The organism is Streptomyces sp. NPDC054770 (assembly GCF_053611985.1).
The window spans coordinates 18345-43520 of the sequence record NZ_JBSHBL010000009.1 but is presented as its reverse complement, the minus strand read 5'-3'; the positions used below and the strand labels follow the sequence as shown (position 1 = coordinate 43520).

At 75.0% G+C, this 25176-nt stretch carries 16 protein-coding genes; 4 read left to right on the top strand and 12 right to left on the bottom strand.

Going from position 1 to position 25176, the window contains the following annotated elements:
• Window positions 1-20: 20 nt before the first annotated feature.
• From ACWGKQ_RS11000 to ACWGKQ_RS10970, 7 genes are all read right to left on the bottom strand, one after another.
• A complete protein-coding gene (locus ACWGKQ_RS11000; RefSeq protein ID WP_453291585.1) occupies window positions 21-3254 on the bottom strand; it encodes a right-handed parallel beta-helix repeat-containing protein in 3234 nt (1077 codons plus the stop codon).
• Complete coding sequence (locus ACWGKQ_RS10995) at window positions 3251-6040, bottom strand: hypothetical protein (RefSeq protein ID WP_453291584.1); 2790 nt, start codon at window positions 6038-6040, stop codon at window positions 3251-3253. The genes ACWGKQ_RS11000 and ACWGKQ_RS10995 overlap by 4 nt, the downstream gene beginning before the upstream one ends.
• Window positions 6041-6042: 2 nt before the next feature.
• Window positions 6043-7371 (bottom strand): type VII secretion protein EccB, encoded by a 1329-nt coding sequence (gene eccB, locus ACWGKQ_RS10990; protein WP_453291583.1) that lies wholly within the window; start codon window positions 7369-7371, stop codon window positions 6043-6045.
• Between the two features lie 11 nt (window positions 7372-7382).
• Window positions 7383-8780 carry a type VII secretion integral membrane protein EccD gene (eccD, locus tag ACWGKQ_RS10985; RefSeq protein ID WP_453291582.1) on the bottom strand — a complete coding sequence of 466 codons (1398 nt, stop codon included), beginning with the start codon at window positions 8778-8780 and terminating at the stop codon, window positions 7383-7385.
• A gap of 229 nt (window positions 8781-9009) precedes the next feature.
• Window positions 9010-12978, bottom strand: coding sequence for a type VII secretion protein EccCa (gene eccCa, locus ACWGKQ_RS10980; protein ID WP_453291581.1), 3969 nt, complete (start codon window positions 12976-12978; stop codon window positions 9010-9012).
• A gap of 97 nt (window positions 12979-13075) precedes the next feature.
• A complete protein-coding gene (locus ACWGKQ_RS10975; protein ID WP_453291580.1) occupies window positions 13076-13816 on the bottom strand; it encodes a LuxR C-terminal-related transcriptional regulator in 741 nt (246 codons plus the stop codon).
• Window positions 13817-14534: 718 nt separating this feature from the next.
• On the bottom strand, window positions 14535-15878 hold the full coding sequence (locus ACWGKQ_RS10970; protein ID WP_453291579.1) for a hypothetical protein: 1344 nt from the start codon (window positions 15876-15878) through the stop codon (window positions 14535-14537).
• Window positions 15879-15991: 113 nt separating this feature from the next.
• On the opposite strand from ACWGKQ_RS10970, the gene ACWGKQ_RS10965 reads away from it, so the two are divergent.
• Window positions 15992-17230 carry a molybdopterin-dependent oxidoreductase gene (locus ACWGKQ_RS10965; protein ID WP_453291578.1) on the top strand — a complete coding sequence of 413 codons (1239 nt, stop codon included), beginning with the start codon at window positions 15992-15994 and terminating at the stop codon, window positions 17228-17230.
• 319 nt (window positions 17231-17549) lie between these two features.
• On the opposite strand, the gene ACWGKQ_RS10960 is transcribed toward ACWGKQ_RS10965, so the two are convergent.
• From ACWGKQ_RS10960 to ACWGKQ_RS10950, 3 genes are all read right to left on the bottom strand, one after another.
• On the bottom strand, window positions 17550-18293 hold the full coding sequence (locus tag ACWGKQ_RS10960; RefSeq protein ID WP_453291577.1) for a class I SAM-dependent methyltransferase: 744 nt from the start codon (window positions 18291-18293) through the stop codon (window positions 17550-17552).
• Window positions 18290-18916: a TIGR04282 family arsenosugar biosynthesis glycosyltransferase gene (locus ACWGKQ_RS10955; RefSeq protein WP_453291576.1), complete on the bottom strand. Its 627-nt coding sequence runs from the start codon at window positions 18914-18916 to the stop codon at window positions 18290-18292. Before ACWGKQ_RS10955 ends, ACWGKQ_RS10960 begins: the two co-directional genes overlap by 4 nt.
• Before the next feature lie 187 nt (window positions 18917-19103).
• The gene (locus ACWGKQ_RS10950; protein WP_453291575.1) at window positions 19104-19817 is read right to left on the bottom strand and encodes a glycosyltransferase family 2 protein; all 714 of its coding nucleotides are present in this window, start codon (window positions 19815-19817) and stop codon (window positions 19104-19106) included.
• Window positions 19818-19991: 174 nt separating this feature from the next.
• Here ACWGKQ_RS10950 and ACWGKQ_RS10945 point away from each other — a divergent pair, with 174 nt between their 5' ends.
• Together ACWGKQ_RS10945 and ACWGKQ_RS10940 are read left to right on the top strand one after the other, a co-directional pair.
• Window positions 19992-20762, top strand: coding sequence for a response regulator transcription factor (locus ACWGKQ_RS10945; protein ID WP_453291574.1), 771 nt, complete (start codon window positions 19992-19994; stop codon window positions 20760-20762).
• Between the two features lies 1 nt (window position 20763).
• Window positions 20764-21876 carry a sensor histidine kinase gene (locus tag ACWGKQ_RS10940; protein WP_453291573.1) on the top strand — a complete coding sequence of 371 codons (1113 nt, stop codon included), beginning with the start codon at window positions 20764-20766 and terminating at the stop codon, window positions 21874-21876.
• Between the two features lie 21 nt (window positions 21877-21897).
• Here the strand turns inward: ACWGKQ_RS10940 and ACWGKQ_RS10935 are convergent, their stop codons facing one another.
• Window positions 21898-22887: an NAD-dependent epimerase/dehydratase family protein gene (locus tag ACWGKQ_RS10935; RefSeq protein WP_453291572.1), complete on the bottom strand. Its 990-nt coding sequence runs from the start codon at window positions 22885-22887 to the stop codon at window positions 21898-21900.
• 490 nt (window positions 22888-23377) lie between these two features.
• Between ACWGKQ_RS10935 and ACWGKQ_RS10930 the strand changes: the two genes are divergently transcribed.
• Window positions 23378-24601, top strand: a complete 1224-nt coding sequence (locus tag ACWGKQ_RS10930) for an acyltransferase family protein (RefSeq protein ID WP_453291571.1) — start codon at window positions 23378-23380, stop codon at window positions 24599-24601.
• Here the strand turns inward: ACWGKQ_RS10930 and ACWGKQ_RS10925 are convergent.
• Window positions 24564-25127: a hypothetical protein gene (locus ACWGKQ_RS10925; RefSeq protein ID WP_453291570.1), complete on the bottom strand. Its 564-nt coding sequence runs from the start codon at window positions 25125-25127 to the stop codon at window positions 24564-24566. The two genes, ACWGKQ_RS10930 and ACWGKQ_RS10925, sit on opposite strands and share 38 nt — an antisense overlap.
• Window positions 25128-25176: the final 49 nt, after the last annotated feature.

Sequence of the window (25176 nt, the reverse complement as noted above, 5' to 3'; positions counted from 1 at the left end):
GGCGGGGGACCGTTCCCGCTTCATCCGGCCGGAATCGTCTCCGGCTCCGCCTCGGGGGCCGGTGCGACGACCACGCCCGCGTCGTACAGCTCCCGCGCACCGATCTCCGGCCGCCCGGAGCGGACCGCCAGCAGATCGGCCAGCCGGTGTGCGCCGAAGACCTCGCCGCCGGGCGGACGCCGGCCGAACTCGGCGGCCAGTTCCGCCGCGCCGTCCTCGGCGAGCCGGAACCCCTGGACCGCCAGCCGCCGGGCCACCAGCTCGACCAGCTCCGCCGGTGTGTACGGCACCATCCGCACGTACTCGGCGAACACCGCCGTCAACTGGGCCCGGCCGCGCAGCAGCGGCCCCATGGCGGCCGAGCCGCTGAGCACCGGCACGGGGCCGGCCGGCCGGACCGCGACCGACTGCAGACCGTCCAGGACCGCCGTCTGCTCCTCCGGCGGCCGCTGCTCGAAGGCGGGGTCCAGCTCCAGCAGCAGCACGCCGCCCGCGGCCTCCGCGAACGCGGCGGTCAGCCGGGCCGCGGGCTGCTCCGGCCAGCGGGCCGGTACCTGCGACAACGGCAGCCGTACCACCGCACCGGTGGGCAGCAGCCCCGCCTCCGCCAGCCCGCGCGCGTACAGCGCGGTCAGCGCCGCCCGCCCGGAGCCCGGCCCGCCCTCCAGCACCAGACCGGCCGCCCGCGGCAGCTCCTTCTCGGTGCCGGACGCCGCGGCCAGCCGCCGCAGCCGTGCCAGCAGGGCGTCGCGGGCCGGCTGCTGCCCGCTGAGCGAGGCGAGCCGGCGCAGCGCGGGAGTCTCCCGGCCGCCCGCCTCGTCGCCGCGGGCCGGCAGGGCCGGTACGTCGGTGGCCGCCAGGACGCTCAACTCGTTGTCGTCGAGCGGTGCTTCGACGGCGAGCCGGGACGCCTGACGGCTGATCATCTCCTCGAAGATCTGCCGGGCCACCCGCCCGTTGCCGAAGGTGTCGCTCTTGGGCACCGCCTCGAAGTACCGGTCGAGGGCCGTCAGCGCGCCGTCCGACAGCTCGTAGTAGTGCTTGCCGCACAGGCCCCGCACGATGGTGACCAGCTCGTCGGGACTGTAGTTGGGGAACTCCACGGAGCGGGCGAACCGGGACGCCATCCCCGGGTTGGAGGCGAGGAACTGGTCCATCTGCGCCGAGTAGCCGGCCACGATGACCACGATCTCGTCGCGGTGGTCCTCCATCAGCTTCATGAGCGTCTCCACCGCCTCCTGCCCGAAGTCGGGGCCGGTGCCGCGGGACTGGTTGGTGAGGGTGTACGCCTCGTCGATGAACAGCACACCGCCCAGGGCCTTGTTGAAGACCTCGGTGGTCTTGATGGCGGTGCCGCCGATGATCTGCGCCACCAGGTCGGCCCGTGCCACCTCCACGATGTGGCCCTCGCTGAGGATGCCCAGCTCGGCGAGCACGGCCCCGTACAGCCGGGCCACCGTGGTCTTGCCGGTGCCGGGCGGGCCGGCGAAGACCAGGTGCCGGCTCATCGGCGGCATCGGCAGTCCCATCTCCTGCCGCCGCTGGGCCATCTTGTTGAGGTTGATCAGGCCGGTGACCTCGCGCTTGACGCTCTCCAGGCCGACCAGCGCGTCGAGTTCGGCGAGCGGTCCCACCATGCGGGTGCGGTCCGTACGACCGTCCTCGCGCTCCCCGCCGGACCGCCCGGCCGGCCGGGCGTCACCTCCGTCGCGGGACGCCTTTCCGGCCACGGCATCGGGGGGCCCGCTTCGGTCGGCCACCGCCCGGCCGCCGTTGTCCCGGATGTCGCAGTCGATGACCACCACCGGCTCGTCGCTGCGCGAGCGCACGCCGTCGCCGCCGTTGTCCCGCACCGTGCAGCCCGTCAGCTCCGCCCGGCAGCCCGCGGTCACGTGCACGCCATGACCGCGGGCGCCGGAGACCCGGCAGCCGGTCGCGGCCAGCTCGCCGGCGGAGAGAAGGCGGATGCCGTCCGCGTCGGAGTCCGCGAACTCGCTGTCGCGCGCGGTCAGCCGGGAGCCCGAGCCGATCAGCACCGCGCAGCCGGTCACCGCCGACTTTGCGAGGGTGACCCGTGCGGCGTCCGCCAGCGACAGGCCCGGTCCGCCGGTGGCCCGCAGCCGTACCGCCGACAGCTCCGCCCGCGCCCCCTCGGTCAGCACCACACCGGTGGCCGCCGCCACCTCGGCGTCCCGCACCTCCAGCAGGCCCCGGTCGCGGACCAGCACGCCGTGGCCCCGGCCCCCGCTCACCGTCAGCCGCTCGACCCGCGCCTCACCGGCCACCCGCAACGCCGCCTGCGCCGCGTCGTGGACGGCCAGCCCCGCACACTCCGCACTCGCCTCGGCGTCCACCGCCACCCCGACCCCGGCACCGCTGACCGCGCACTCCTCCAGCCGCACCCGGGCCCCGGACACGGCCTGCACGCCCACCTCGCCCGGCGACTCCAGCACACAGTCCCGCAACACCGGGGCGGCCCCCGGACCCACGTACACCGACTGCTGGCCGGCACCGGTGAACCGGCACCCCGTCAGCACGGTCTCCGCGCTGCTGGTCAGGTACGCGTCCAGGGTGGCGCTCCCGGAGACCTGCACCTCGCGCAGCTCGGCCCGCGCCTGCTGCTCGACGGCGAGGGCCGGTTTCCCGCTGCCCGCGATCCGGGTCGACTCCACCGTCAGCGAGCTCTGCCCGTTGGCGCACACGCCGTTGCCCCGCGCCCCCTCCAGCACGCAGTCCCGGACCGTCAGCCGGCCGCGCTCGGCGACCACCACGGCGGACGAGCCCACCCCGGTCACCCGGCTGCGCTCCACCACGTTCGACCGGTCGGAGGTCACCACGATCCCGGCGCCCCGCTCGTTGGCCAGCTCGCAGTCCCGCAGCGCCAGCACACCCTCGTGCCAGGCCAGCACCGCGGCCCAGGCCTGCCCGGCGACCCGGCAGCCGTCCAGGGCCGCCTGGCCGCGCCGCACGTCCAGCACCGGCGCCTCCTGGTCCGCCCCGGTCAGCACCAGGCCGGACAACTGCACCGCCTCGGCGTCCAGGACGATCGTGCTGCCCGCCGCGGCGTGCAGCTGCGGCGGCTGCCCGCTGTCCTGCGCGGCGACCGTGACCGGCTTGGTCACGTGCAGGCTCTCCTCGTAGCGGCCGGGCGCCACGGTGATCAGCGCACCCTCGCGGGCGTCGGCCAGCGCCGCGCCGATCGAGCGGTAGGCGCCGGGCCGGTCCGGGGCGACCTGCAACATCTGCCGGGTCACTGGCGTGCTCCCTTGTTCTCCGACGAGGCGGGGCGGGCCGGCAGCAGTCCCGGCGGGACCCCCACGGGACGGGCCCGCGGCTCCTCGCCGCGCGGCGGACCGCCCCGGAACTCCCGCAGCGTGACGAGCGAGGCGGCCAGCCCCTCCAACGCGATCTCGTCCAACCGCCCTTGTCCGTCCGGCCCGCGGCCGTCCGGCCCGGTCTCGGCGGCGGAGAGCTGCCGCAGCAGCACCGCGGGCCGGTCACCGTCGCCGTCGGTGCGCAGCACCTTGAACCGGGTACCGGGCTCGAAGAGCACCCGGTCGGTGAAGGCGGCGTCCACCAGCCGGGTGCGGCGCGCGGTCATCGACCACACCAGGAAGTCCACGCTGTCCGGCGGCGCCGGGTAGGGCGCCGTCCACGCGGAGCAGAACGCCCACTCCGTGGCGACCCGGCCCTCGTGGAACCAGGCCAGTTCCGCCGGGCCGGCCGGGGCGTGCAGCAGCGCCGGGCCGCGGTAGGAGGGCAGCCGGCGCAGGCCCGCCGTCACACACCGGGACATCGGGACGTGCGGCCCCTTCGCGGCCCCGCGCACCGCCGCGTCCACCCGGGCGCTGTCGCCGCCCAGGTACAGGCGCACCGCCACCAGGTCGGTCAGCGCGTCCGCCGCGTCCTCGCGCGAGGACGAACGCAGCCCCGGCGACTCGGACAGCACCCGGGCGACCGACCCGGCGAGCGCCCCGAACTGGGCGCTGAACGTCTTGCGCAGCCAGGCCCGTTCCCGCTCCAGCCCGCGCTCCGGCGGCACCGCGGCCACCGCCGCCCCGGGCACGGGCTGCACCCGGACCTCGGCCCCGGCCCCGCCCGCCGCCCGCGCCCCGGCCGCGTGCCGGTCACCGGCTCCGGCCGCCGGCACAGGCGGCACCGACGGCCCCGGGGGCAGCACATCCGACTCCAGCCGAATGAGAGGCGCCCCGGCCCGTGCCCCGGGCAGCGGCGGTACGGCTCCGCCGGGATCCGCGGGCACACCGGGCGGCGGCACGTGCGCGGCGCCCAGGGGCGCGGCCGGAGCGGCGGGTACCGGTTCCGGTCCTGACGGGGCGGTGTGGCTCGGCCGGTTGCTCCCGAGGTCGTCTCGAGCTTTCTCGGCCTCCGTCTCCCCGGCTCGGCCGCCGGGCGTGGCCTGTGCCGGGTCGGTGCCCGCGGGATTCGGCGGAACGGCGGGCTGCTCCCGCGCGGTGTTCGCGGAGTCGGCCGGGGCCGGAACCGCCTGAGCCCGTGTCCCGCTCGCCGGATCGGCCCGACCCGGTTCGCGGCCGTGGCTCTCCTCCGGCGGGGCGGGATACGCGACCGTCGCGGCCGTGGGGTCGGCCGCGGCCGGGTACGCCGGGGGCTGTGGTGCGGGCGTCGGCCGGATCCGGGCGTACGGCGGTGCGGCGGGCGGTGCGGCGGGCGGTGCGGCGGGGTCGGCGGTCGGCGCCGGCACCGCCTGCCCGGCGTCCCCGTTCCCGTCTCCGGGGGACCACACCCACCACTCCTGCTCGTGCCAGCCGAGCGAGGGGCCCGGTTCGTCCGCCGGGGTCACCCGGAAGGCCTCCCGGAGGGTGGGGTCGAGCTGGCTCAGCATGTCCTCGGCGAGGCCGCGCAGCCGTTCCCCGGACTCGGGGGTGGCCCGGTCGTAGAGGATCAGGGCCCGTCCCGGCGCGGCGGCGACGCGGCGGACCCGGTCGGAGTTGTCCGGCTCGGCCGGCGGGCGCAGCCACAACCCGCTCTGGACGACCTCCAGCACGGTCCCGGGCCCGTACGCGTACGTGCCGCCCGAGCTGTCGGGGGCCCCGGTGAGCGGGGAGCGTACGCCGAACAGGGCGGGCAGCGGTGGCGTACGGCCGTTGTCCGGAAAGTACGCCACCTCGCTGACGAACGGCTTCCAGGCCGCCGTGCCGTCGTGGCTCGGCACCTCGATGTCGGGGGCCCCGCCCAGGTGCTGTCCGGCGGGCAGGCCGGTGTAGAAGACGACCTGTTCGCCGGTGCCGTCGGCGAGCCCCTGGCCGAGGGAGTCCACCCCGTCCGGCAGGGACACCGGCCCGAGTTGCAGGAAGCGCAGCCGGCGGCGGGCCGAGGGCAGGACGCTGTGCCAGACCCGCACCGCGTCCGGCAGGTCCACCGGCGGGCCGCCCGGACTGCCCACCACCGCGGTCAGCATCTCGGTGCCGGCGGGGACGCGGTCCACCAGCCAGTGGCGGCCGCCGCCCGGCGCGCCGGTGCCGCGCAGCCAGACACCGCTCGGGGTGGGCTCCACGACCGCGTGCGACGCGGTGTGCCAGGTCCGGTCGGAGACGGCGTACTCCCAGGCCGGCTTCGGAAAACGCCGCGAGTCGTATCCCACGGGGTGGCGCGGCCGGTGGCTCAGCCAGCCCGTGCCGTCCTCGGGCGCGATGAACAGCCCGCCCTCGGGCAGCGCCCGTACCGCGCCGTCCGGTACGAGCACCACGCCGCCGAGCCGCTCGGCGGCGGCCTGGCCGAACCGCCGTACGTCGGGCGGCAGGGCATGGCTGAACACCAGCCGCACCCCCTCCGGCGCGGCCGTCAGCGCCCGCGGCACCGATTCCCACTCGCGTGCGGTGGCGTCGAACGGCAGGTCCACCACGACGAGTCGATGGTGCGGGTCGGCGGCGAGGGTCTCGGCGAAGGCCAGCGCGGCCGGGTCCGGTCCGCCCTTGCGATGGACCAGCAGGGCGTCGCCGGCCCGCTGGGTCCGCAGTCCGCCGCGGCCGGCGAGCGCGGCCGGGGCCTCCAGATGCACCACGGTCACCCCTCCTTCAGGGTGGCGGCGGCCGCGTCGCCGTCCAGGGCGGGGCCGCGGGGCAGCAGCGCCAGTACGTCGGCGGGCAGGGGCGTGGTCGGTCCGCTCAGCCGCAGCGCGCTCGCGGCCTGCCGGCCGAGCGGGAAGAGCGTGCCCCGGTCGTCCACCAGGTACGGCTGCGGGACCGCGGCGCCGCCTCTGACCTGGTCCTGGTCGACGGCGAGCAGGCCGTGCCCGGGCGGTACGCGTACCGAGCGGCCGTCGCCGGCGTCCCGGTGCTCCAGCACCACGGTGGAGGTGAGGTCGCGGCCGGCCGGCGTCTGGCGCAGGCACAGGTCCTGGCCGGCCGGCAGTGTCGGCGCGTGCAGCAGGTCGGGCGGGGCGGTGGCCGCCAGACCGGTCCGGGAGAGGGTGGCGGCGGCCAGGGTGGTGGCGTCGATGGTGAGCACCGGGGCCGCGCCGCGCCGGGCGGCCAGCAGGGCCAGTTCGGTCGGCGAGACCGGGGCGATCCCGTCGGCGAGCAGCACATAGGTGTGGCCGCCGGCCGCCGCCGGGGTGCGGAAGAGCTGTCCGACCCGCACCGCGTGACCGGCCACGCGGCCGGCCGGGGTGCCGGTGTGCGGTACGGCCGGTGCGGCCAGGGCCGTACCGGTGGGCACCCGGGCGAGCCAGTCGCGGGGCGCGGCGATCCGGCGTTCGCTGTCCAGGCCGAGTGCGATCAGGGTGGCGTCGGCCGCCGGCACGGGGTACTTGACGCCGTGCCACAGGACGTACAGCTTGCCCTCGGGGCCGGTCAGCACGGTCTGGGCGGAGCCCGGTGCGGGCAGTCTCCGGGGCGGCGCCAGGTCGAGGACCTCGCCGCCGGGTGCCCCGGGCCGCAGACAGCGGGTCCAGCCGCCGGACAGGACGTCGGCCGCCGCCGGCAGCGAGTCGGGGGCGCCCGCGATGCCGACGGGCGAGCCGTGCGGCACCGCCGCGAGCGCGTCCCCGGAGACCGTGCGCACCGTCCCGGCGGAGCCGGTGAGCAGCAGCGCGGAGGCGTAGTTGAGGACCGGCCGCAGGGTGCCGTCCACCAGCAGGTAGCGGCTGCCGGTCTCCTTCTCCACGATGATCGACCCCGGCTGCCGCCAGGTGTCCTTCCGCACCGGCGAGATCAGGCCGTACACCCCGGAGCCGGCGCACAGCAGCACCACGAGGAGCACGCCGAAGAAGGTGCCGAGGGAGCCGCGCCGGGTCGGGCTGGTGCCGCGGCCCGGGTCACCGGTGACCAGCGAGGTGGCCAGCCGGCCCACGGCGAACTGGTACGCCTGGACGTGGTCGCGTCGGGTCTGCACCTGTGTCTCCTTCAGCCGGCCAGCGAACGGAACCACGCGTAGGCGTGCAGCAGCTGGAACAGCAGCGGCAGCAGCGCGATCGCCGTGACCCACTCGGTGATGTCGCCCAACTGGCCCCAGACCGGCAGCAGCCGGCGGCCCGGCAGCCGTTCGGCGGCCATCAGCAGCCCGCCCGCGGCCGACAGCAGCACCGCGACCGCCGCCATCCGCGCCCCGGTGCCCTGCGGTGCCACGTCGACCAGCAGCACCACGACCGGCCCGGCCAGACCGGCCACCGCCGTCGCCGCCCGCTGGGTGATGCCGGTCAGCTCACGTGCCTGGAGCACCATCGCCGTACCGAAGACCAGCGGCAGCACCCAGCCGATCCAGTCGGAGCGGTGGGCCAGCAGCCACCAGGCCGCCAGGCACAGCACGGCCGTGGTCACGGCGAGCGTGTCCAGCAGGGTGCCGGCCACCACCGTCCGGGCGCGGATCCGCGCCTCCGGCTGGGGCTCGATGTCCTGCTGCAACTCTTCCGCGTTGTGCGGGAGCTGGGGCGCCCGCAGCCGGGCCAGGCGCAGCGCCGTACGCGGGCCGACCCGGCCGAGGACGAACAGGGCGGCGGCCACCACGGCGACCGCCTGTGAGGGCGAGCGGCCGGCGGCGGCCAGCCCGCAGGCCGCCGCGACGCTCACCGCGGTGAACAGCGCGGCGCCCGGCAGCGCGTCCGGCAGCGCCCGCAGCGCCAGCAGCAGTCCGGCGAGCACCGTCACCCAGAGCGCGGCGAGCAGCAGGCCGGGGCCGTCCGGACGGTAGCCGCCGTCCGCCGCCGCCGGGCGGGAGGCGAGGCCCGCGAGGACCCCGAGGACGAGCGAGCCGGAACCGGCCAGCACGGCGGTGGCCCGGTGGCTGCCGTACCGGTCCGCGGCGACGCAGCCGGCCGCCAGCAGCAGCGCCGCGGCACCCGCCGCGACCGCGTTCGCCGTGCCGGGGCCGGGCCGCAGCAGCGCCGCGAGCAGCACCAGCAGGACCAGCCCGGCCCCGGTCAGGGCGAGGACCCGGGTGGCGGCCGGGGTCCAGCGCCCGCGCTGTCCGCCGACGACATGGGCGACACCGTCCGCGGTGTCGTCGAAGTGCAGCCCGGGCAGGGCCTCTTCGGCCGCCCGCAGCCACAGCACCTCGCCGTGGCGCAGCCCCAGGGTCAGCGGGGTGCCGTCGGGGTCGAGCGGCTCGTCGCCCATCCGCTGCAGCACCCAGTCCCGGCCGCTGTCGTCGTCGGGCAGGCCGGCGTGCCGCAGCAGGACGGGCAGCAGCGCGGCGACCGGCATGGTGAGCGGCACCGCCAGATCGGCGCGCCCGGCCGGGCCCGCCACGGTGAGCCGGCAGACATCCGGCGGAGTGGACTGGAGCGGGGGCGTTGACGTCGTCATGGGGTTCCTGTGCGGTGTGGGGGGCGGGATCCGGTCGGGCGGGCTCCGGCCGAACGGGAACCGGTCGGGCGGGAACAGGTCGAACGGGCTCCCGCCGGGCGGAAGCCGGCCGGACGGGCTCCGGCCGACCGGGCTCCGGCCGACCGGGGCCCGTTCGACCGTGCGCAGGTCGCGCGGCGGAGGGACAGGGCGGGCGCGGCGCGGCCGTGTCGGGAGTGCGTCGGGGGGTTCACGCCGGGGGGACCAGGCCGGTGTGGACGAGTCCGACCGAGCGGCGGGTGACCAGCTGGGCCCGGCCGGGCGGCAGGGTGCGGGGCTTGGCCTCGCCGAGGAACTTGCCCTCCTCCTTGGGGTAGGAGAACAGCAGTGCCGGGTTGCCCAGTTCCCACATGCGGCGCAGCAGCGGGTCCATCATGGCCCGCCCGGCTCCCGAGGCGCTGCGGGCGACCACCAGGTGCAGGCCGATGTGCAGGCCCTGCGCCAGCAGCGGTACCAGCGGCGCCGTCGGGGACGGCATCCCGGGCAGGCCGCCGAACAGGTCGTAGTCGTCCATCACCACGAACAGCCGCGGCCCGTGCCACCAGTCCCGGCGGGCCAGCTGCTCGGGGCTGATGTCCGCCCCCGGCAGCCGCTGACCGACCGACACGGCCGCGGACTTGGCCAGTTCGCCGAGTCCGTCGGAGTCGACGGCGTAACCGACCCGGTAGGCCTCCGGGATGTCCCGGAGCAGCCCGCGGCCGGGGTCCGCGGTCAGGATGCGGGCCTCGTCGGGGGAGTAGCGGGCGGTGACGGCCCGGATGGCGAGGCGCAGCAGGTTCGTCTTGCCGGTCTCGTTGTCGCCCAGCACCATCAGGTGCGGGGCGGTGCCGAAGTCGTGCCAGGCGGGCTCCAGGCGCAGTTCGTCCACGCCGAGGCACAGGCGCAGTTCGGCGGCGTCCGCCGGCGGGTTGGGCAGCCGGTCCGCGGGGAGCCGTACGGGCAGCAGCCGTACCTCCGGGGCCCGGCGGCCGGTCCAGAAGGTGTCGATCTCGGCGACCGCGGACTTGGTCGCCGCCGTCAGGTCGTCGACCGTCGCCATGCCGTCGATCCGGGGCAGCGCGGACAGGAAGTGGTGGCCGCTGGAGACCAGGCCGCGGCCCGGCCGGTGCGGCACCCCGGCGGCGGTCCGGCTGCCCACCTCGGACTCCATCGAGTCGCCGAGCCGCAGTTCCAGCTTGGTGCCGAGCAGGTCCCGCAGCCGGGGCCGGATCTCCGACCAGCGCACCGCGGAGGCGACCACGTGCACCCCGAAGGACAGGCCGCGCGCGGCCAGGTCGGTGACGACCGGCTCCAGGTCCTCGTACTCCGAGCGCAGTGTCGCCCAGCCGTCGACCACCAGGAAGACATCGCCGTACGGGTCCTCGACCCGGCCCGCGGCGCGCCGTGCCCGGTACGCGGCCATCGACTCGACGCCCTGGGCGGCGAACTCCTGCTCCCGCCGCTCCAGGAGCTGGGTCAGCTCGGCCACCGTGCGGTGCACCCGGTCCCGGTCGACCCGCCCGGCGATCGAGCCGACGTGCGGCAGACCGCCGGTGGAGAGCAGACCGCCGCCGAAGTCCAGGCAGTAGAACTGCACCTGCTCCGGGGTGTGGGTGAGCGCCAGGGACAGCATCAGGGTGCGCAGCAGCGTCGACTTGCCGGTCTGTGGCGCGCCGACCAGGCCGACATGGCCGTCCGGCCCGGAGAGATCGGCCACAAGCAGTTCTCTGGCCTGTTCGTAGGGCCGGTCCACCATGCCCAGCGGGACGCGGGTCAGCGGGGGAGCGGCATGGCCGGCGGCGGTCATGCCGCGCACCGGGTCCGGGACGATGCCGGGCAGCAGCTCGTCCAGGCCGGCCGGATCGGTCAGCGGCGGCAGCCACACCTGCCGGGCCGGCGGCCCGCTGTCCTCAAGTCGGCGCACCAGCAGGTCCAGCAGGCTCTCGCCGGTGTCGTGCTCGGCCCGGTCCTCGTCGGCCGTCGGCGGCGCCGGTGCCACGGCCGGCTCCGGCGGCCGCACCGGGCCGAGCCGGCCGAGACCGAACAGCGCGACCTCCGCCGCCGGTCCGGCCGCCCGCGCCGCCGACTCGCCGGGAGCGGCCGGTGCCGGTGCCGGACCCGAGACGTACGCGGCCTTGAACCGGACCAGGTTGGAGATGTCGACCTTCAGATAGCCGTTGCCGGGCGCCGACGGCAGCTCGTACGCGGAGGTCACCCCGATGACCGCGCGGGACTCCATCGCGGAGAACGTGCGCAGCGCCAGCCGGTACGACAGATGCCCCTCGACCTTGTGGATACGGCTCTCGTCCAGCCGCTGCGAGGCCAGCAGCAGATGCACCCCGAGGCTGCGCCCCAGCCGCCCGATGGACACGAACAGGTCGACGAACTCGGGCTTGCTGGCGAGGAGTTCGGAGAACTCGTCGACGATGATGAGCAGCGACGGCAGCGGGGTGAGGTCGGCTCCGGACAGCCGGGCCTTCTCGTACTCGAAGAGCGAGGAGTGGCCGGCCGCGCGCAGCACCTCCTGGCGGCGGACCAGCTCCCCGTTGATGGAGTCCCGCATCCGGTCGACCAGGTGGACCTCGTCGGCGAGGTTGGTGATCACCGCCGAGGTGTGCGGCAGCCGCTCCATGTTCAGGAAGGTGGCGCCGCCCTTGAAGTCCACCAGGACCAGGTTGAGCACCTCCGAGGAGTGGGTCGCGGCCAGGCCCGTCACCAGGGTGCGCAGCAGTTCGCTCTTGCCGGAGCCGGTGGCGCCGATCAGCAGCCCGTGCGGGCCCATCCCGCCCTGCGCGGACTCCTTCAGGTCGAGCTCGACCACCTCGCCGTCCTCGGTGACCCCGAGCGGCACCTTCAGCCGGGCCGCCTGCAACTGGCGCGGCCGCCACAGCCCGGCCACGTCGAAGGTGTGCGGGTCGCGCACGCCCAGCAGCGTGGTCAGTTCGAAGTCCGAGTCCAGCGAACGGTCCACCAGGTCGATCACCCCGCCGGTGCGCAGCGGCGCCAGCTGCCGGGCCAGCACCTCGGCGGCCGTCCCGCTCAGCGCGTCGGCCGTCACCCGGGCGGTGTCGTTGCCCGCCGGGTACTCGGCCGTGCCGTCGTGCACGGTCAGCCGCAGCACCTTCGCACCGCCGGGCATGACACCCGTCGCGTCCAGCAGCACCATGTTGCGGATACCCGAGGTCAGCAGCCGGGACGCCGCGGGGATGCTGATGTCCTGGGCGATCACCACCACGAACGGCTCGGCGGTGCTGGGCGACGCGTCCGGGTCGTGGTCGGGGCGGTCGCGGACCTCGGTGCCGAGCAGCTCCAGCAGCCCGTCGTGGTCGTCGGCGGCCAGCCGCAGCGGGCCCGCCGCGTCCGACTCCTCCGGATGGGCGTTGTGCGGCAGCCACTTCAGCCACTCCCACTCGGCGGCCGCCAGCTCGCCGCCCAGCAGGGCGATCCGCAGGTCGTCGGGGGAGTGCAGCACCGCCAGCTGGGCCACCATGGCCCGCATCAGGGCCAGTGCCTCGACGCCGGAACCGGCGAACTCCACGCTGGTGAAGGCGCGCAGCGCCACCGGCACGGGCAGATGCGGAACCCGCTGGTGGGCCCGGGTGAAGCGGCGCAGCGACACCGCCGACAGCGGCTCCAGGTCCTCCACCGGCCGGGTCTGCGGCGGCAGGAACTCCAGCGCCGCCCGCCGGGTGCCGGTGCCGATCCGGACCCGGGCGAAGTCCTCGTGGCTGGGGCGGCGTTCCCACAGCCGGTCGCCGAGCGGCCAGGTCCACAGGCCGTCGGGTGGCGGGTTGTCCCACAGCAGAGCGGCGCGCTGCCCGGCCGCGGCCTGCCGGGCCTGGGCCCGCTTCTGCCCCAGGTAACGCAGATAGTCCCGGCGCTCGGCGCGCATCCGGCGCCGCCGGTCGCTGCCGGCCCGGCCCAGCTGGGTCAGGGTCATGCTCGCCATCGACCCGCCCATCAGCCCCGACATCAGATACGTCGTGGGACCGGGCCGGCCCTGGGAGAACATCAGCATCATCGCGCCCGTGCCCAGGCCCATCGGCAGGTACATCAGGGCGGAGCCGAGGTCGGCCTGCGGCGGTTCGCCGAGCGCGGGCGGCTCGGCCAGTTCCACCTGGCCCTCCGGCATCGCCGGCCCCTCGACCCGCGGGCCCCGCCGCACCGAGTCGGTACTCAACGCACCTGTCCCTTCGGCGAGCCGGCGCCACCGCGACGGGGGGCCGGGCCGCGCGCCGTGCCGTAAGGGGACCGCGGCCGGTACCGGCGGGCGGCGGTCATATCTGGCCGCTCCGGATCGCGTAGGCCACCGCGTGGGCGCGGTTGCGCAGCCGGTGCCGCTTGATCATTCCGTAGAGCACGTTCTTGATGGTCCGTTCCGAGTAGCCGAGCTTGTCTCCGATGTGCTGCAACTCATCGCCCTCGGCGACCAGTTGCAGCACCTCCGCCTCGCGCAGGGTGAGCCCGCCGGGGGTCAGGCCGTGGGGTGCGAGCACCTCCTGGTGGGTCCTGGTCATCTGGTCCATCAGCTGGCCCTGCAGCGCCGCCGGCAGGTCGCCGTGACCGGCCAGCACCCCCTGCACCGCCTCGCCGAACCGCTCCCAGGTGAACGCCGGGCGGAACAGCACCGCGCGCACGCCCGCCTCCAGCGAGGCGTAGGGGTCGACCGCCCACTCGCCGTCGACGATCACGAGGAGCCTGGCGTCGTCCGCGGCGTCCTGGCGCAGTTGCAGCAGCGTGTGGGCGTCGGGGGTCTGCAGGGCCGCGACGACGATGTCGGCGGGTGCGTCCCGGCCGGTCAGCGCCAGGCCGGGCTGCCGCCGGAGGTAACTCACCAGGGCGGACCGGGTGATCGGGTCGGCGGCGTGGACCGCCAGCCGCACCGTGTCACCGCCGTCCGCGAGGCCGCCGGGGACCGGGTGCGGGCGTGCGGAGAGGGGGCTGAGTGCGGTCGGCTCCGGCTTGCCCGGGCCGGCCGGTGCGGCGGGTGTGGCACCGCGTGGGGTGGCGCCTGCCATCGGTCTCTCCTCTCCGGTGTCCGGTGCACGGCTCGGCCCGAACCGTGCACCGGGGCCTTCTGCGGATGGGGCGCAGCCAGGCTCCGGCGGCGTACACCGTTGAATTGCAGAATATTTCTCGACCGCTCGATTCTTCTCAGTGATATCCGGGACTTGTCAAGTCTCTCCCGGTCGTGGCGTCCTTGCGTACGCAATGATCTCGCCAATTTCATCGGAAGGTCGCCGGGGTGACGGGGATAACCCACTCGTTGTCCCCCTTGCGGGCCGGGGCGCTCCAGGTCGACGGCTGGATCCACTCCGCCGGGCAGGTGAAACACCTGATGGCATACGGGACTTGACATAAGCTGTGAAGTGACTGAAGATTCATTCACGACCTGCGGCGGAGGAGTGCGCTGCCGGGGAAATCTCCTCCGTAACCGGTGAAGGGGAGTCCGCGGACAAGCGTCGAGGAGCGCGGAAAAATATCCCCGATGCATTAGCGATCCGCTCTCCGGAAAACCCGTGCGACGCCTCGTCGATTATTGCAGCGCCACCACGCGTTTACTCGGTGGGTGCGGTCCTTCGGCTGCAATTAGTCCTTTCCCGGCCGCCACACGGATGCCGCATCCAGCATGACCGCCACCGCACCGGCCGTCGATGTGCCGGTCCACAGGTTTTCCGCCCCCACGCAGTGGATGCCCACTGCGCCCCCGTCGCGGACGCCCCGCCGGCGGCGGGGTCACCAGCCGGTGAACAGCAGGTGGTTCAGCAGCAGGGCGAGGACTGCCTGTGCCGTGAGCCAGGCGCGCGGCCGGGGCAGGAACGCGCAGGCCGGCAGCAGCCACATCGCGAACGGCAGCCAGATGCGCTCCGTCTCCGCCTTGCTCATCCCGGACAGGTCGGCGATCAGCAGGGCCAGCAGGGCGGTGCCCACGAGGAGCGCGAGCCGGGACTCCCCGGCGGGCGCGGTGCGGCGGCGGACCAGTACGGCCCCCGCCCGCCGCAGCCCGGCCACCGTGGCCAGGCCCGTGATGACCACCGTGCAGGCCAGGTTGGCCCACACCCAGTAGCCGTACGGCCGGGTCCCGCCGATGCCCTGGTAGTAGCGGGTGACCAGCAGCCGGTACCCCTGCCACCAGTCGAACCCGGCGAACGTGAACACGAGCGGGACGACCGCGGCCCCGGCGAGCAGCAGGGCGAGCACGACCGGCCGGGCGCGCACCCGGCGCCGGCCGAGCACCAGCACGGCCGCCCCGATCAGCGCGAAGAGCGTCAGGCCGTACGAGAGGTAGCAGGTCAGGCCGTACAGCAGTCCCGCACCCGCCGCCCAGGCCACCGACCGCCCGGTCACCGCGAGCGCCAGCAGGGCCACCGCCCAGGCGGCGACCGCCGCGAAGTAGCCGTCGGCCGAGGCGCCCACCCACACCGCGGCCGGGGCCATGACCAGGAAGGGCGCGGCCCGCCGGGCGAGCCGCTCGTCGGCCAGCGCCCGCACCGCGACCAGCACCGCGACGCACGCCGTCGACCCGACGGTGATGCACCAGGCGCCCGCCCAGCCGCCGCCGCGCAGCCCGATCCGGTCCAGGAGGACGAAGGTGAGGGTGGCCGCCGGCGGATGTCCGGCGATGTGGGCCGGCCAGGGGGCCGGGCTGCCGCTGACGATGTGGTGGGTGAAGTCGCGCAGGGTCGCCGGGATGTCGTGGAACCGGCCGATGACCGTGAGGTACTCGTTGTGGGCGGTGAGCCGGCCCGCCACGCCCCGCTGCCAGCCGTCGACCAGCGCCAGCGACCACGTCCAGGCCAGACAGGCACCCCAGGCCGCGCCCAGCAGCCCGCGCCAGGGCAGCCGTACGGCCAGGCCCGGCCCGTACGCCACCACGGCGGCCGCGACCAGTACGGCGGCCGGGGTGCCCGGGCCCACATGCGGGTCCCAGTCGGCGAACAGCGGCGGCCAGTGCACGAACAGGACGCGGTAGGCGTCCTGGAGGTGCCGGCCGACCAGTACGGCCACGAGCACGAGCAGGACGGCGCCGAGGACGGCGACCAGATCGGCGTACCGATCACGGAGCGGAGCGCGGGTCACACCGGAACGCTAGGTCGGCGACCGTGCCAGAGTGTGGATCAAGCGGCTGACGTCAGACTTTCGTCATGGGTCGCGCACCCTTTTGCGGGGTTTCCCCGGCCTACGGTCGGAGCATGCGACACGACGACCCACGGCTGCCCACCTCACCCCGCTTCTGGCGCAGCCCGCTGCGCGGCACCTGGTTCACGTCGGTGCTCGGCCTGGTCCTGCTCGTCGGCATCACCGTGCTGTTCGTGACGGGACTGCTGTCGTACGCCGCGTACAACCCGGACCTGGCGCCGGTGAACGACCAGACCCCGGACAAGGGCATCCTCGGCTTCTATCTCTTCTCCTGGCCGACGAACCCCTCCTGGCTCTACCGGCTCACCCAGGGCCTGCACGTCACCCTCGGCGTCGTCCTGATCCCAGTGCTGCTCGCCAAGCTGTGGTCGGTGGTGCCCAAGCTGTTCACGCTGCCGCCGGCCCGCTCGCTCGCCCACGCCCTGGAGCGGATCTCCCTGCTGTTGCTGGTCGGCGGCGGCCTGTTCGAGTTCACGACCGGCGTCCTCAACGTCCAGCTCGACTACGTCTTCCCCGGCTCGTTCTACCCCCTGCACTTCTACGGCGCCTGGGTGTTCTTCGCCGCGTTCCTGGCGCATGCCGCCCTGAAGACCCCGGCGGCGCTCCGGGCCGTTCGCGGCCGGCGCCCGGACGAAGCCGAGTTGGCGGCACCCCGGCCGGACCCGCCCACCGTCTCGCGGCGCGGCGCGCTGTGGTTCGTGGGCGGCGCCTCCCTGCTGCTGCTCGTCACGACCGCCGGGCAGAGCATCGGCGGCGCGCTGCGGCGCACGGCCCTGCTCGCCCCGCACGGCGGAGCCGACCCCGGCAGCGGGCCGAACGGCTTCCAGATCAACAAGACGGCCGCGTACGCCGGGATCGACGCGAAGGAGACCGGGGACGAGGCGTGGCGCCTCGTCGTCACCGGACGCGACGGCCGGACGGTCCGCCTCAGCCGCCCCGAACTCCTCCGGCTGTCCCTGCACAGCGCCGCGTTGCCGATCGCCTGCGTCGAGGGCTGGTCGACCGCCGACCAGTGGTGGCGCGGGGTGCGGCTGCGCGACCTCGCCGCGCTCGTCGGCTACGAGGGCGACCCGCCGGACGTGCTCGTCGAGTCGATCCAACGGCACGGCGCCTTCCGTCGCGCGGCCCTGCGCGCCAACCAGGTCGCCGACCCGCGCTCGCTCCTCGCCCTCCAGGTGAACGGCGAGGACCTGTCCCCCGACCACGGCTACCCGGCGCGCGTGATCGTGCCCGCCGCACCCGGTGTCCTCAACACCAAGTGGGTGGCCCGGATGACCTTCGGAGACCTGTGATGCGTCCGAGTCCGCGCCCGGCAGTCGGCAGTCCCCTCCAGATCCTCCTCCTGGCCTGCTCGTTCGCGCTCGCCGCCTACGCCGGTGTACGGCTGCTCTCCGGCGACTGGCTCGGCGTGGCGCTGTGGGTGGCCGGGGCGGCCCTGCTCCACGACCTCGTCCTGCTGCCGCTGTACGCGCTGGCCGACCGGGCGGTGGCCCGCGGGCTGGGCGCCGCCGGACGCCGGGAGTGGACGATGTACGTGCGGGTCCCGGCCGCCCTCTCGGCGCTGCTCCTGCTGGTGTGGTTCCCGCTGATCAGCGGGATGGTGGCCGCGCGCTACCGGTCGGCCGCCGGCCAGTCCGCGGACGGCTTCCTGGCCCGCTGGCTGCTGATCACCGCCGTGCTCTTCGGCGGCTCGGCCCTGCTGCTGGCGCGCCGGCTGCGCAGGGCGACGAAGCGGCGCCCGCCGGCCACCCACTGATCCTCCTGCTTCCAGCCCCGCGCGTACCGCAGCAGGGCCGGGGTGCCGAGCCGCGCCCACAGGAAGGGGGCGCCGACGGCCTGCTGTGCGTCGGTGAGGCGGACCCGGGCGCGTTCGTCCACGTCCACCGGGGTCGTCTCGGCGATCAACAGCCCGTCGCGGGCGAGGAGTCGGGCCACCCGCTCCAGCAGGGCGTGCGGGTCGCCGCCGATGCCGACGTTGCCGTCCATGAGCAGGACGGTGCCCCAGCGGCCCTCGCCGGGCAGCGGCTCGAAGACGGAGCGGCGCAGCGCCTGGCCGCCGAGCCGCACGGTGTGGCCGACGGCGGCCGCGCTGACGTCGATGCCGAGGACCGTACGGCCCCGGGCCGCGAGTTCGGCGACCAGCCGCCCGGGGCCGCAGCCGACGTCCAGGACCGCGCCCTCGCAGCGGTCGAGGACCGCCAGGTCGACCGGGTCGGCCCGCGCGCACCAGCGCTCCACGTCCAGCGGCAGCAGCCAGCCGTCGGTGCGGCGCAGGAACAGCGGGCCGTGCCCGGCGTCCAGGGCGGCGGCGTAGGGGTCGGTGCCGGTCCAGGGGACGGCCGGCGAGGTGGTCATCGGCGGCCCGTTCCGCTGTGCGCCGTGCAGCGGGCCAGCAGGGCGGCGAAACGGCCGTGCGGGACGAGGGCGGCGACGGCGGCCGCGTCGGCCGCGGTGTCCACGTCCCGCAGCCGGGGCAGGTCGCGCACGCGCAGCCCGGCGGCGACGAGGCGCTGCCGCTGGACGGCGCCGGTCTCCGGTGTCGACATCGGCACTCCGCGCAGCAGGGCCGGGTCCGGGTCGGCCAGCCCCAGCGCCCAGAACCCGCCGTCCTCGGCGGGCCCGAAGTACGCGTCGCACTCCGCGAAGTCCACGGTGAGCAGGGCCGGGGTGACCTGGGGGGTGTCCATGCCGATGAGGAGGGCGGGGCCCGAGCAGCGCGCGAAGGCGTCGGCGAGCCGTTCGTCCAGCCCGCCGGCGCACTGCGGTACGACGTCGAAGCCGGGCGGCAGCCAGGGGCCGGGGTTTCCGTCGAGGGCGAGAACGCGGCGGGTGGCGGGGGCGGCGGCCACGGCGTCCAGGGTGTCGGCGAGGGACGCCTCGGCGAGGGCGGCCGCCTGCTCGGCGGAGAAGGGCGGGGTGAGCCGCGTCTTGACCCTGCCGGGGCGGGGTTCCTTGGCGATGACGAGGAGGGCGGTCATGTTGGGGGTCCCTTGGATGGTGCGGGTGGGTGGGGGCGGGGCGGGGGTGGGGACGCTCACCGGCGCTGGCCGGATGCCGCCCGCGCCCACCCGTGCCGCCCCAGCGGCACGACTGCCCGCAGCTGGGCAGCGGCTGGGGAGATGCGGCGGGCGTAGCGCCCCGTAAGGGGCGCGGGGAACTGCGCGCTCAGCCCCCACCGGCCCGCACCCGAGGTGGCTCGTGCAGCACCCGGCTCATGTCCCGCACCGCCTGCCACGTGCCACGCCAGGTGCCTGTCACCTTGGACTTACCGGTCCGCGGCCGGTACGGCACCTCGTGCTCGGCGATCCGCCACCCCGCGTCCGCCGCCCGCACCACCATCTGCAGCGGATAGCCGCTGCGCCGGTCGTCGAGGTCCAGCGCGAGCAGCGCCTCGCGGCGGGCCGCCCGCAGCGGGCCGAGGTCGTGCAGGCGCAGCCCCGTGCGGCGGCGCAGCATCCTGGCCAGCGCCAGGTTCCCCGCACGGGCATGCGCGGGCCACGCGCCCCACCCCTGCGGACGCCGCCGGCCCAGCACCAAGTCCGCCTCGCCGTCCAGGACTTCCCGCACGAACGGCACGAGGAGCCCCGGGTCGAGCGAGGCGTCGCAGTCGCAGAAGCAGACGATGCCGGCGGTCGCGGCGGTCAGCCCCGCATGGCATGCCGCACCGAAGCCGCGCCGCGCCTCGTGGACGACGGTCGCGCCGTACGCCCGGGCGAGATCCGCCGAGCCGTCGGTGGAGCCGTTGTCCACCACGATGGCCCGCCAGCCCGCCGGGATCCGGCCGAGCACCCAGGGCAGGGCCGCCGCCTCGTTCAGACAGGGGAGGACGACGTCCACGTCCGTCACGGGGGAAGAAGATGAGGTGGTCACGGCCCTCACCCTACGAACGCGAACCGGGCATATCGGGCCTCGACTGCTTACGAAACGCGGACGTCGGCGCCCGGCGGCCGCCGGGCGCCACCGCCTCCCCGGTTTCTTACGAAACGCGAACGGCGCACCCCGAGCCCACCCTCGGCCGCGACACCCGCGACGGCCCGGTGCGAGGGTGGAGACATGCAGCAGCCGTACGAGCTCACCGAAGCCGAGGCCACCGCCGGTGCCGGTGCCACCCGGGTCCTGGTCGTGGACGACGATCCGACCGTCGCCGAGATCGTCGCCGGATATCTGAACCGCGCCGGGTACCTGGTCGACCACGCCGGCGACGGCCCCACCGCGCTGACCCGCGCCGCCGCCCACTGGCCGGACCTGGTGGTGCTCGACCTGATGCTGCCCGGCATGGACGGCCTGGAGGTCTGCCGGCGGCTGCGCGGCCACGCCCCCGTACCGGTCATCATGCTCACCGCGCGCGGCGACGAGGACGACCGCATCCTCGGCCTGGAGGTCGGCGCCGACGACTACGTCACCAAGCCCTTCAGCCCCCGGGAACTGGTCCTGCGGGTGGAGTCGGTGCTGCGCCGCAGCCGCCCCGCACCGGCCGCGCAGTCCTTCTCGTCCGCCGGACTCACCCTGGACCCCGGCGCCCGCCGTGCCACCAAGGACGGCACCGAACTCGCCCTGACGCTGCGCGAGTTCGACCTTCTCGCGTTCTTCCTGCGGCACCCGGGGCGGGCCTTCGGCCGGGAGGACCTGATGCGTGCGGTGTGGGGCTGGGACTTCGGTGACCTGTCCACCGTCACGGTCCATGTCCGCCGGCTGCGCGCCAAGGTCGAGGACGACCCGGCCCGGCCGCGGCTGATCCAGACGGTGTGGGGCGTCGGCTACCGCTTCGAGCCGAGCGAGCCGGGTGAGCCGGGCGCGCAGTGCGGCCGGGAAGGAGCGGCCTGACATGCGCGACACCCTCCTCATCGCCCTGTACGCCTTCGCCGGTGCCGCCGGTACCGGACTGCTGGGCGCCGCCGCGCTGCGCCTGCTGCGCCGCCGCTCGCTGACCGCGTCCCTCGCCGTGGTCGCCACCGTCGGCGTGGTCGCGATGCTCGCCGGGACCCTGGCCGTCGCCTGGGCGATGTTCCTCTCCTCGCACGACCTGTCGGTGGTGACCACGGTCGTCGCGATGGCGGCCGTGGTGTCCCTCGCGACCGCGCTGATACTGGGCCGCTGGGTCGTCGCCCGCAGCCGTGAACTCGTCCTCGCGGCACGCTCGTTCGGCGAGGACGGCGACTTCGCCGCGCCCCTGGTCCCGGCCACCGCCGAACTGGCCGAGGTGAGCCGCGAGCTGGCGGCGACCAGCGCGAAGCTCGCCGAGTCCCGGGAGCGGGAACGCGCGCTGGAGACCTCGCGCCGGGAACTCGTCGCCTGGATCTCGCACGACCTGCGCACCCCGCTGGCCGGTCTGCGCGCCATGTCGGAGGCCCTGGAGGACGGCGTCGCCACCGACCCCGGCCGCTATCACAAGCAGATCCGCACCGAGGTCGAGCGCCTCAACGACATGGTCAGCGACCTCTTCGAGCTCTCCCGCATCCACGCCGGCACGCTGGCGCTGAGCCCGAGCCGGATGTCCCTGTACGACCTCGTCGGCGACGCCCTCGCGGGGGCCGACCCGCTGGCCCGCGAGCACGGCGTGCGGCTGGTCGGCGACCGGGTGGAGCCGGTGCCGGTCGAGGTGGACGGCAAGGAGATGAGCCGGGTGCTGGGCAACCTGCTGGTGAACGCCATCCGCCGGACACCCCCCGACGGCACGGTCGCGGTCGCCGCCGAGCGGTCGGCCGAGGGCGCCGTCGTCCTGTCCGTCACGGACGGCTGCGGCGGCATCCCCGACGAGGACCTGCCCCGCGTCTTCGACACCGGCTGGCGCGGCAGTCATGCCCGTACCCCGCCGGCCGGAGCCGGACTGGGCCTCGCCATCGTGCGCGGGATCGTCGAGGCCCACCAGGGCCGGGCCACCGTCCACAACATCCCCGGCGGCTGCCGCTTCGAGGTCACGCTGCCGACGGCGCCGTAGCGCCCTCGGCAGCGTCACGGCTCACTCCGCGCGCGCGAACTCCCGCATGCCCTCCCCGAATCCCACCTCGGGCTTCCAGCCCAGCTCGGCCCGCAGCCGGGCGGAGTCGGCGGTGATGTGCCGTACGTCGCCCAGCCGGTACTCCCCGGTGACCACCGGCAGCGGCCCGCCGTGTGCCTCGGCCAGGGCGCGGGCCATCTCGCCGACGGTGTGCGGCTCGCCGCTCCCGGTGTTGTACGCGGTCAGCGCACCCGGGGCCGGCCGCGCCTCCAGTGCCACCGCGTTGGCGGCGGCCACGTCCCGGACGTGTACGAAGTCCCGGCGCTGGCGCCCGTCCTCGTACACCCGGGGTGCCTCGCCCCGGGCGAGCGCGGAACGGAAGAAGGAGGCGACGCCCGCGTAGGGGGTGTCGCGGGGCATCCGGGGCCCGTACACGTTGTGGTAGCGCAGCGACACCGCCGACCCGCCCGTCGACCGGGCCCACGCGGCGGCCAGGTGCTCCTGGGCCAGCTTGGTCGTGGCGTACACGTTGCGCGGATCGACGGGCGCGTCCTCGCCGACCAGCCCGGGCGTCAACTCGGCGCCGCACACCGGGCAGTTCGGCTCGAACCGTCCCGCGTCCAGATCGGCGACCGCGCGCGGTCCCGGCCGTACGACGCCGTGCCGGGGGCACTCGTACCGCCCCTCCCCGTACACGACCATCGACCCGGCCAGCACCAGGTGCCGTACCCCCGCCTCGGCCATCGCGGAGAGCAGCACGGCCGTACCGAGGTCGTTGCGCGAGACGTACTCCGCCGCGTCACCGAACCCGACGCCGAGGCCGACCATCGCGGCCTGGTGGCAGACCGCGTCCACGCCCGCCAGGGCCCGCCCCACCGCCACCGGGCTGCGTACGTCGGCGCCCGGATCGTCCCGCACGTCGAACACCACCGCCTCGTGCCCGCGCGCCGCCAGCGCCTCGACGACATGGGACCCGATGAACCCGGCACCGCCGGTGACCAGTACACGCATAAGGCCACGCTAGGCGCGCGCGACCCCCGGACCACGCGCCCACGCCCGCACGTCACGACTCCGTAAGACGCCCCTAGTCCGGCATCGTGGTCACGTCCCGGGTGCCCGGGACGTTCTTGTCCCCCTCCAGGCTGTCCAGGATGAGTTGCTGACGAACAGCGGGAAGGCGAATCTCCAGACCATTCCGATTCTGGCGTCGGTAACACCCGGAATGCCGACGGCGGGCGGACCCGCCGCCGGGAGGGCGTCCCCGGTCGCGGGCGGCGTACGCATCGACGCCTTCGCAGCCGTCGAACTCGTACCGGAGACGAGCACGGCGGCGACGACAGCCACCGCCGACAGGCCGCTGCCACCCGTGAAACGTACCGGCGCATCAAGCCCTGCGACCCGGCATCATGCGGGCCCGCCTGTTGAACGGCCCGGCCGGGGGTCACGTACCTGTCGCTGTGGGCGGCGTCGTGCTGCCCGGAGGAAGGGCCGAACGATTTCAGTGGATGCGAGCCGCCCGGCCGGAGGCACTCTCGACCTGGCCGTCCCCGTGCGGCAGGGGGAGAGCGGGAACGGGAACGGCGAAGGGGCGCAGGTCCGCCGGCAGGTGCGGGGTCTGGACGGTCTCCGTGGCCTGGCGGCGTTGTACGTGGTCCTGTTCCACTGCTGGTTGTACACCTTCCCGGGCTATCCCCGCAGTTCGGCGCCCGCATGGCTGGGCGGGCTGATGTTCGGGCGCCTCGCCGTCGTCTTCTTCCTGGTGCTCTCCGGGTTCTCCCTGGCGATCTCCCCGGCACGGCACGGCTGGCGGACTTCCGGCATCGGCGAGTTCCTGCGCCGGCGTGCCTGGCGCATCCTTCCCCCGTACTGGGCGGCACTGGTCCTCAGCCTGGTGGTCTCGTGGTTCGTGGTGCCGGCCTCGCACTTCGGGCCGCCCACCGGCGCGACGGTTCTGGTGTACGGCCTCGTCGCCCAGGACATGGTCACCGCCCCGACGCCGAACGGCGCGTTCTGGTCGATAGGCGTGGAGGCCGAGCTCTATCTCCTCTTCCCCCTGCTCCTGTTCGTCCGCCGGCGCTGGGGCGCGGCGATCCTGGCCGCGTGCGTGACACTCCCGGTGGTCGCCCTTGGCCTGACGGCGCCCGGCGCGAACCCCGTGGAGGGCGACAACTGGCTCGCTCCCCATCTCGCTCCGGTGTTCGCGGCAGGTGTCATAGGCGCGGGAGTCGTCGCCGCTTCGGACCGGGTGCGGCGCCTGCCGTGGGGATGGTTCGCGGTCCTGGCCGCCCTGCCGGTCCTGGCCCTCGGCGTCGTCCGGGGTCCGGTCTGGACGGTGAACCACTACTTCTGGATCGATCTCGCCATCGCTCCCGCCATGGCGATGCTGCTCGCCGCCGTCGCCACCGGAAAACCCGCCGTCCTCGTGCGCCTCCTGACGGCACGCCCCGTCCACGGCCTCGGCGGTTTCTCCTACAGCCTGTACCTGATCCATCTTCCGATCGTCCTGGCCGTGATTCGCCGAATCGCCCCGCATTTCGTGTCGCCGGGACTGCCCACGTTCTGTTTCACACTGACCGTGGGCCTGCCGGCTTCGATACTCGGGGCGTGGCTTTTCTCCAAGGTCTTCGAAATTCCGTTCAAACGGAACAGGTCCTGGAAATCAATTGCCGCACTCGGTGCCCTGGGGGTCAGCCCGTCGCGGTGGACTTCTGCCCGGCGGGGGTGACGGCGTACCACTCCCCGTCCTTGCCCTGGCCGTTCGTCTGCCCGGCCGCCGTGTCGCCCACGTACCGGTAGAGCGGCCAGCCGGCGAGGGTGAGCTGGGTCTGGCCGTTGCGGTGGACCGTGCCGAGGAGGCTCTTCGCCACCCCTGAGGTCTGCACGGACTCCGGCACGATCACGGGCAGCCAGGTCTTGGTGCACGCGCCGGAGCACGTCCACTTGGAGGGATTCGGCTCGTCCTTGTCGTAACGGTAGAGGGTCAGTCCCTTGTCGTCGGTGACGATGCTGCCCAGGCCCTGGGCCGTCCTGGCCAGCACGGTGGCGGTGGTGGCCGGCTGCCCGCTCCCGGCACTGCTGCCGGCGGCGGTCGTGGCGGCCGCCGGATCCGACGCGGTCGGGGAAGCCGGGGCGACCGGGGTGGCCGGGGCGGCGGCGGTGGAACCGGTGCCGTTCGAGGAGCTGCACGCCCCCAGCAGAACGGCGGAGGCGAGCCCCGCGGCGAGGCTCAGACCGATGCGTCGCGGAATCAAGGAGTTGCCCTTCGTCAAAGTCGCGTCTGGCTGCTCCTTCAGTACGTCG

Excerpts from the sequence above, each read along its gene's own strand:
- eccD (WP_453291582.1), bottom strand. The coding sequence starts at position 8,780 with ATGACGACGTCAACGCCCCCGCTCCAGTCCACTCCGCCGGATGTCTGC.
- ACWGKQ_RS10975 (WP_453291580.1), bottom strand. The coding sequence starts at position 13,816 with ATGGCAGGCGCCACCCCACGCGGTGCCACACCCGCCGCACCGGCCGGC.
- ACWGKQ_RS10965 (WP_453291578.1), top strand. The coding sequence starts at position 15,992 with ATGCGACACGACGACCCACGGCTGCCCACCTCACCCCGCTTCTGGCGC.
- ACWGKQ_RS10960 (WP_453291577.1), bottom strand. The coding sequence starts at position 18,293 with ATGACCACCTCGCCGGCCGTCCCCTGGACCGGCACCGACCCCTACGCC.
- ACWGKQ_RS10955 (WP_453291576.1), bottom strand. The coding sequence starts at position 18,916 with ATGACCGCCCTCCTCGTCATCGCCAAGGAACCCCGCCCCGGCAGGGTC.
- ACWGKQ_RS10945 (WP_453291574.1), top strand. The coding sequence starts at position 19,992 with ATGCAGCAGCCGTACGAGCTCACCGAAGCCGAGGCCACCGCCGGTGCC.
- ACWGKQ_RS10940 (WP_453291573.1), top strand. The coding sequence starts at position 20,764 with ATGCGCGACACCCTCCTCATCGCCCTGTACGCCTTCGCCGGTGCCGCC.
- ACWGKQ_RS10935 (WP_453291572.1), bottom strand. The coding sequence starts at position 22,887 with ATGCGTGTACTGGTCACCGGCGGTGCCGGGTTCATCGGGTCCCATGTC.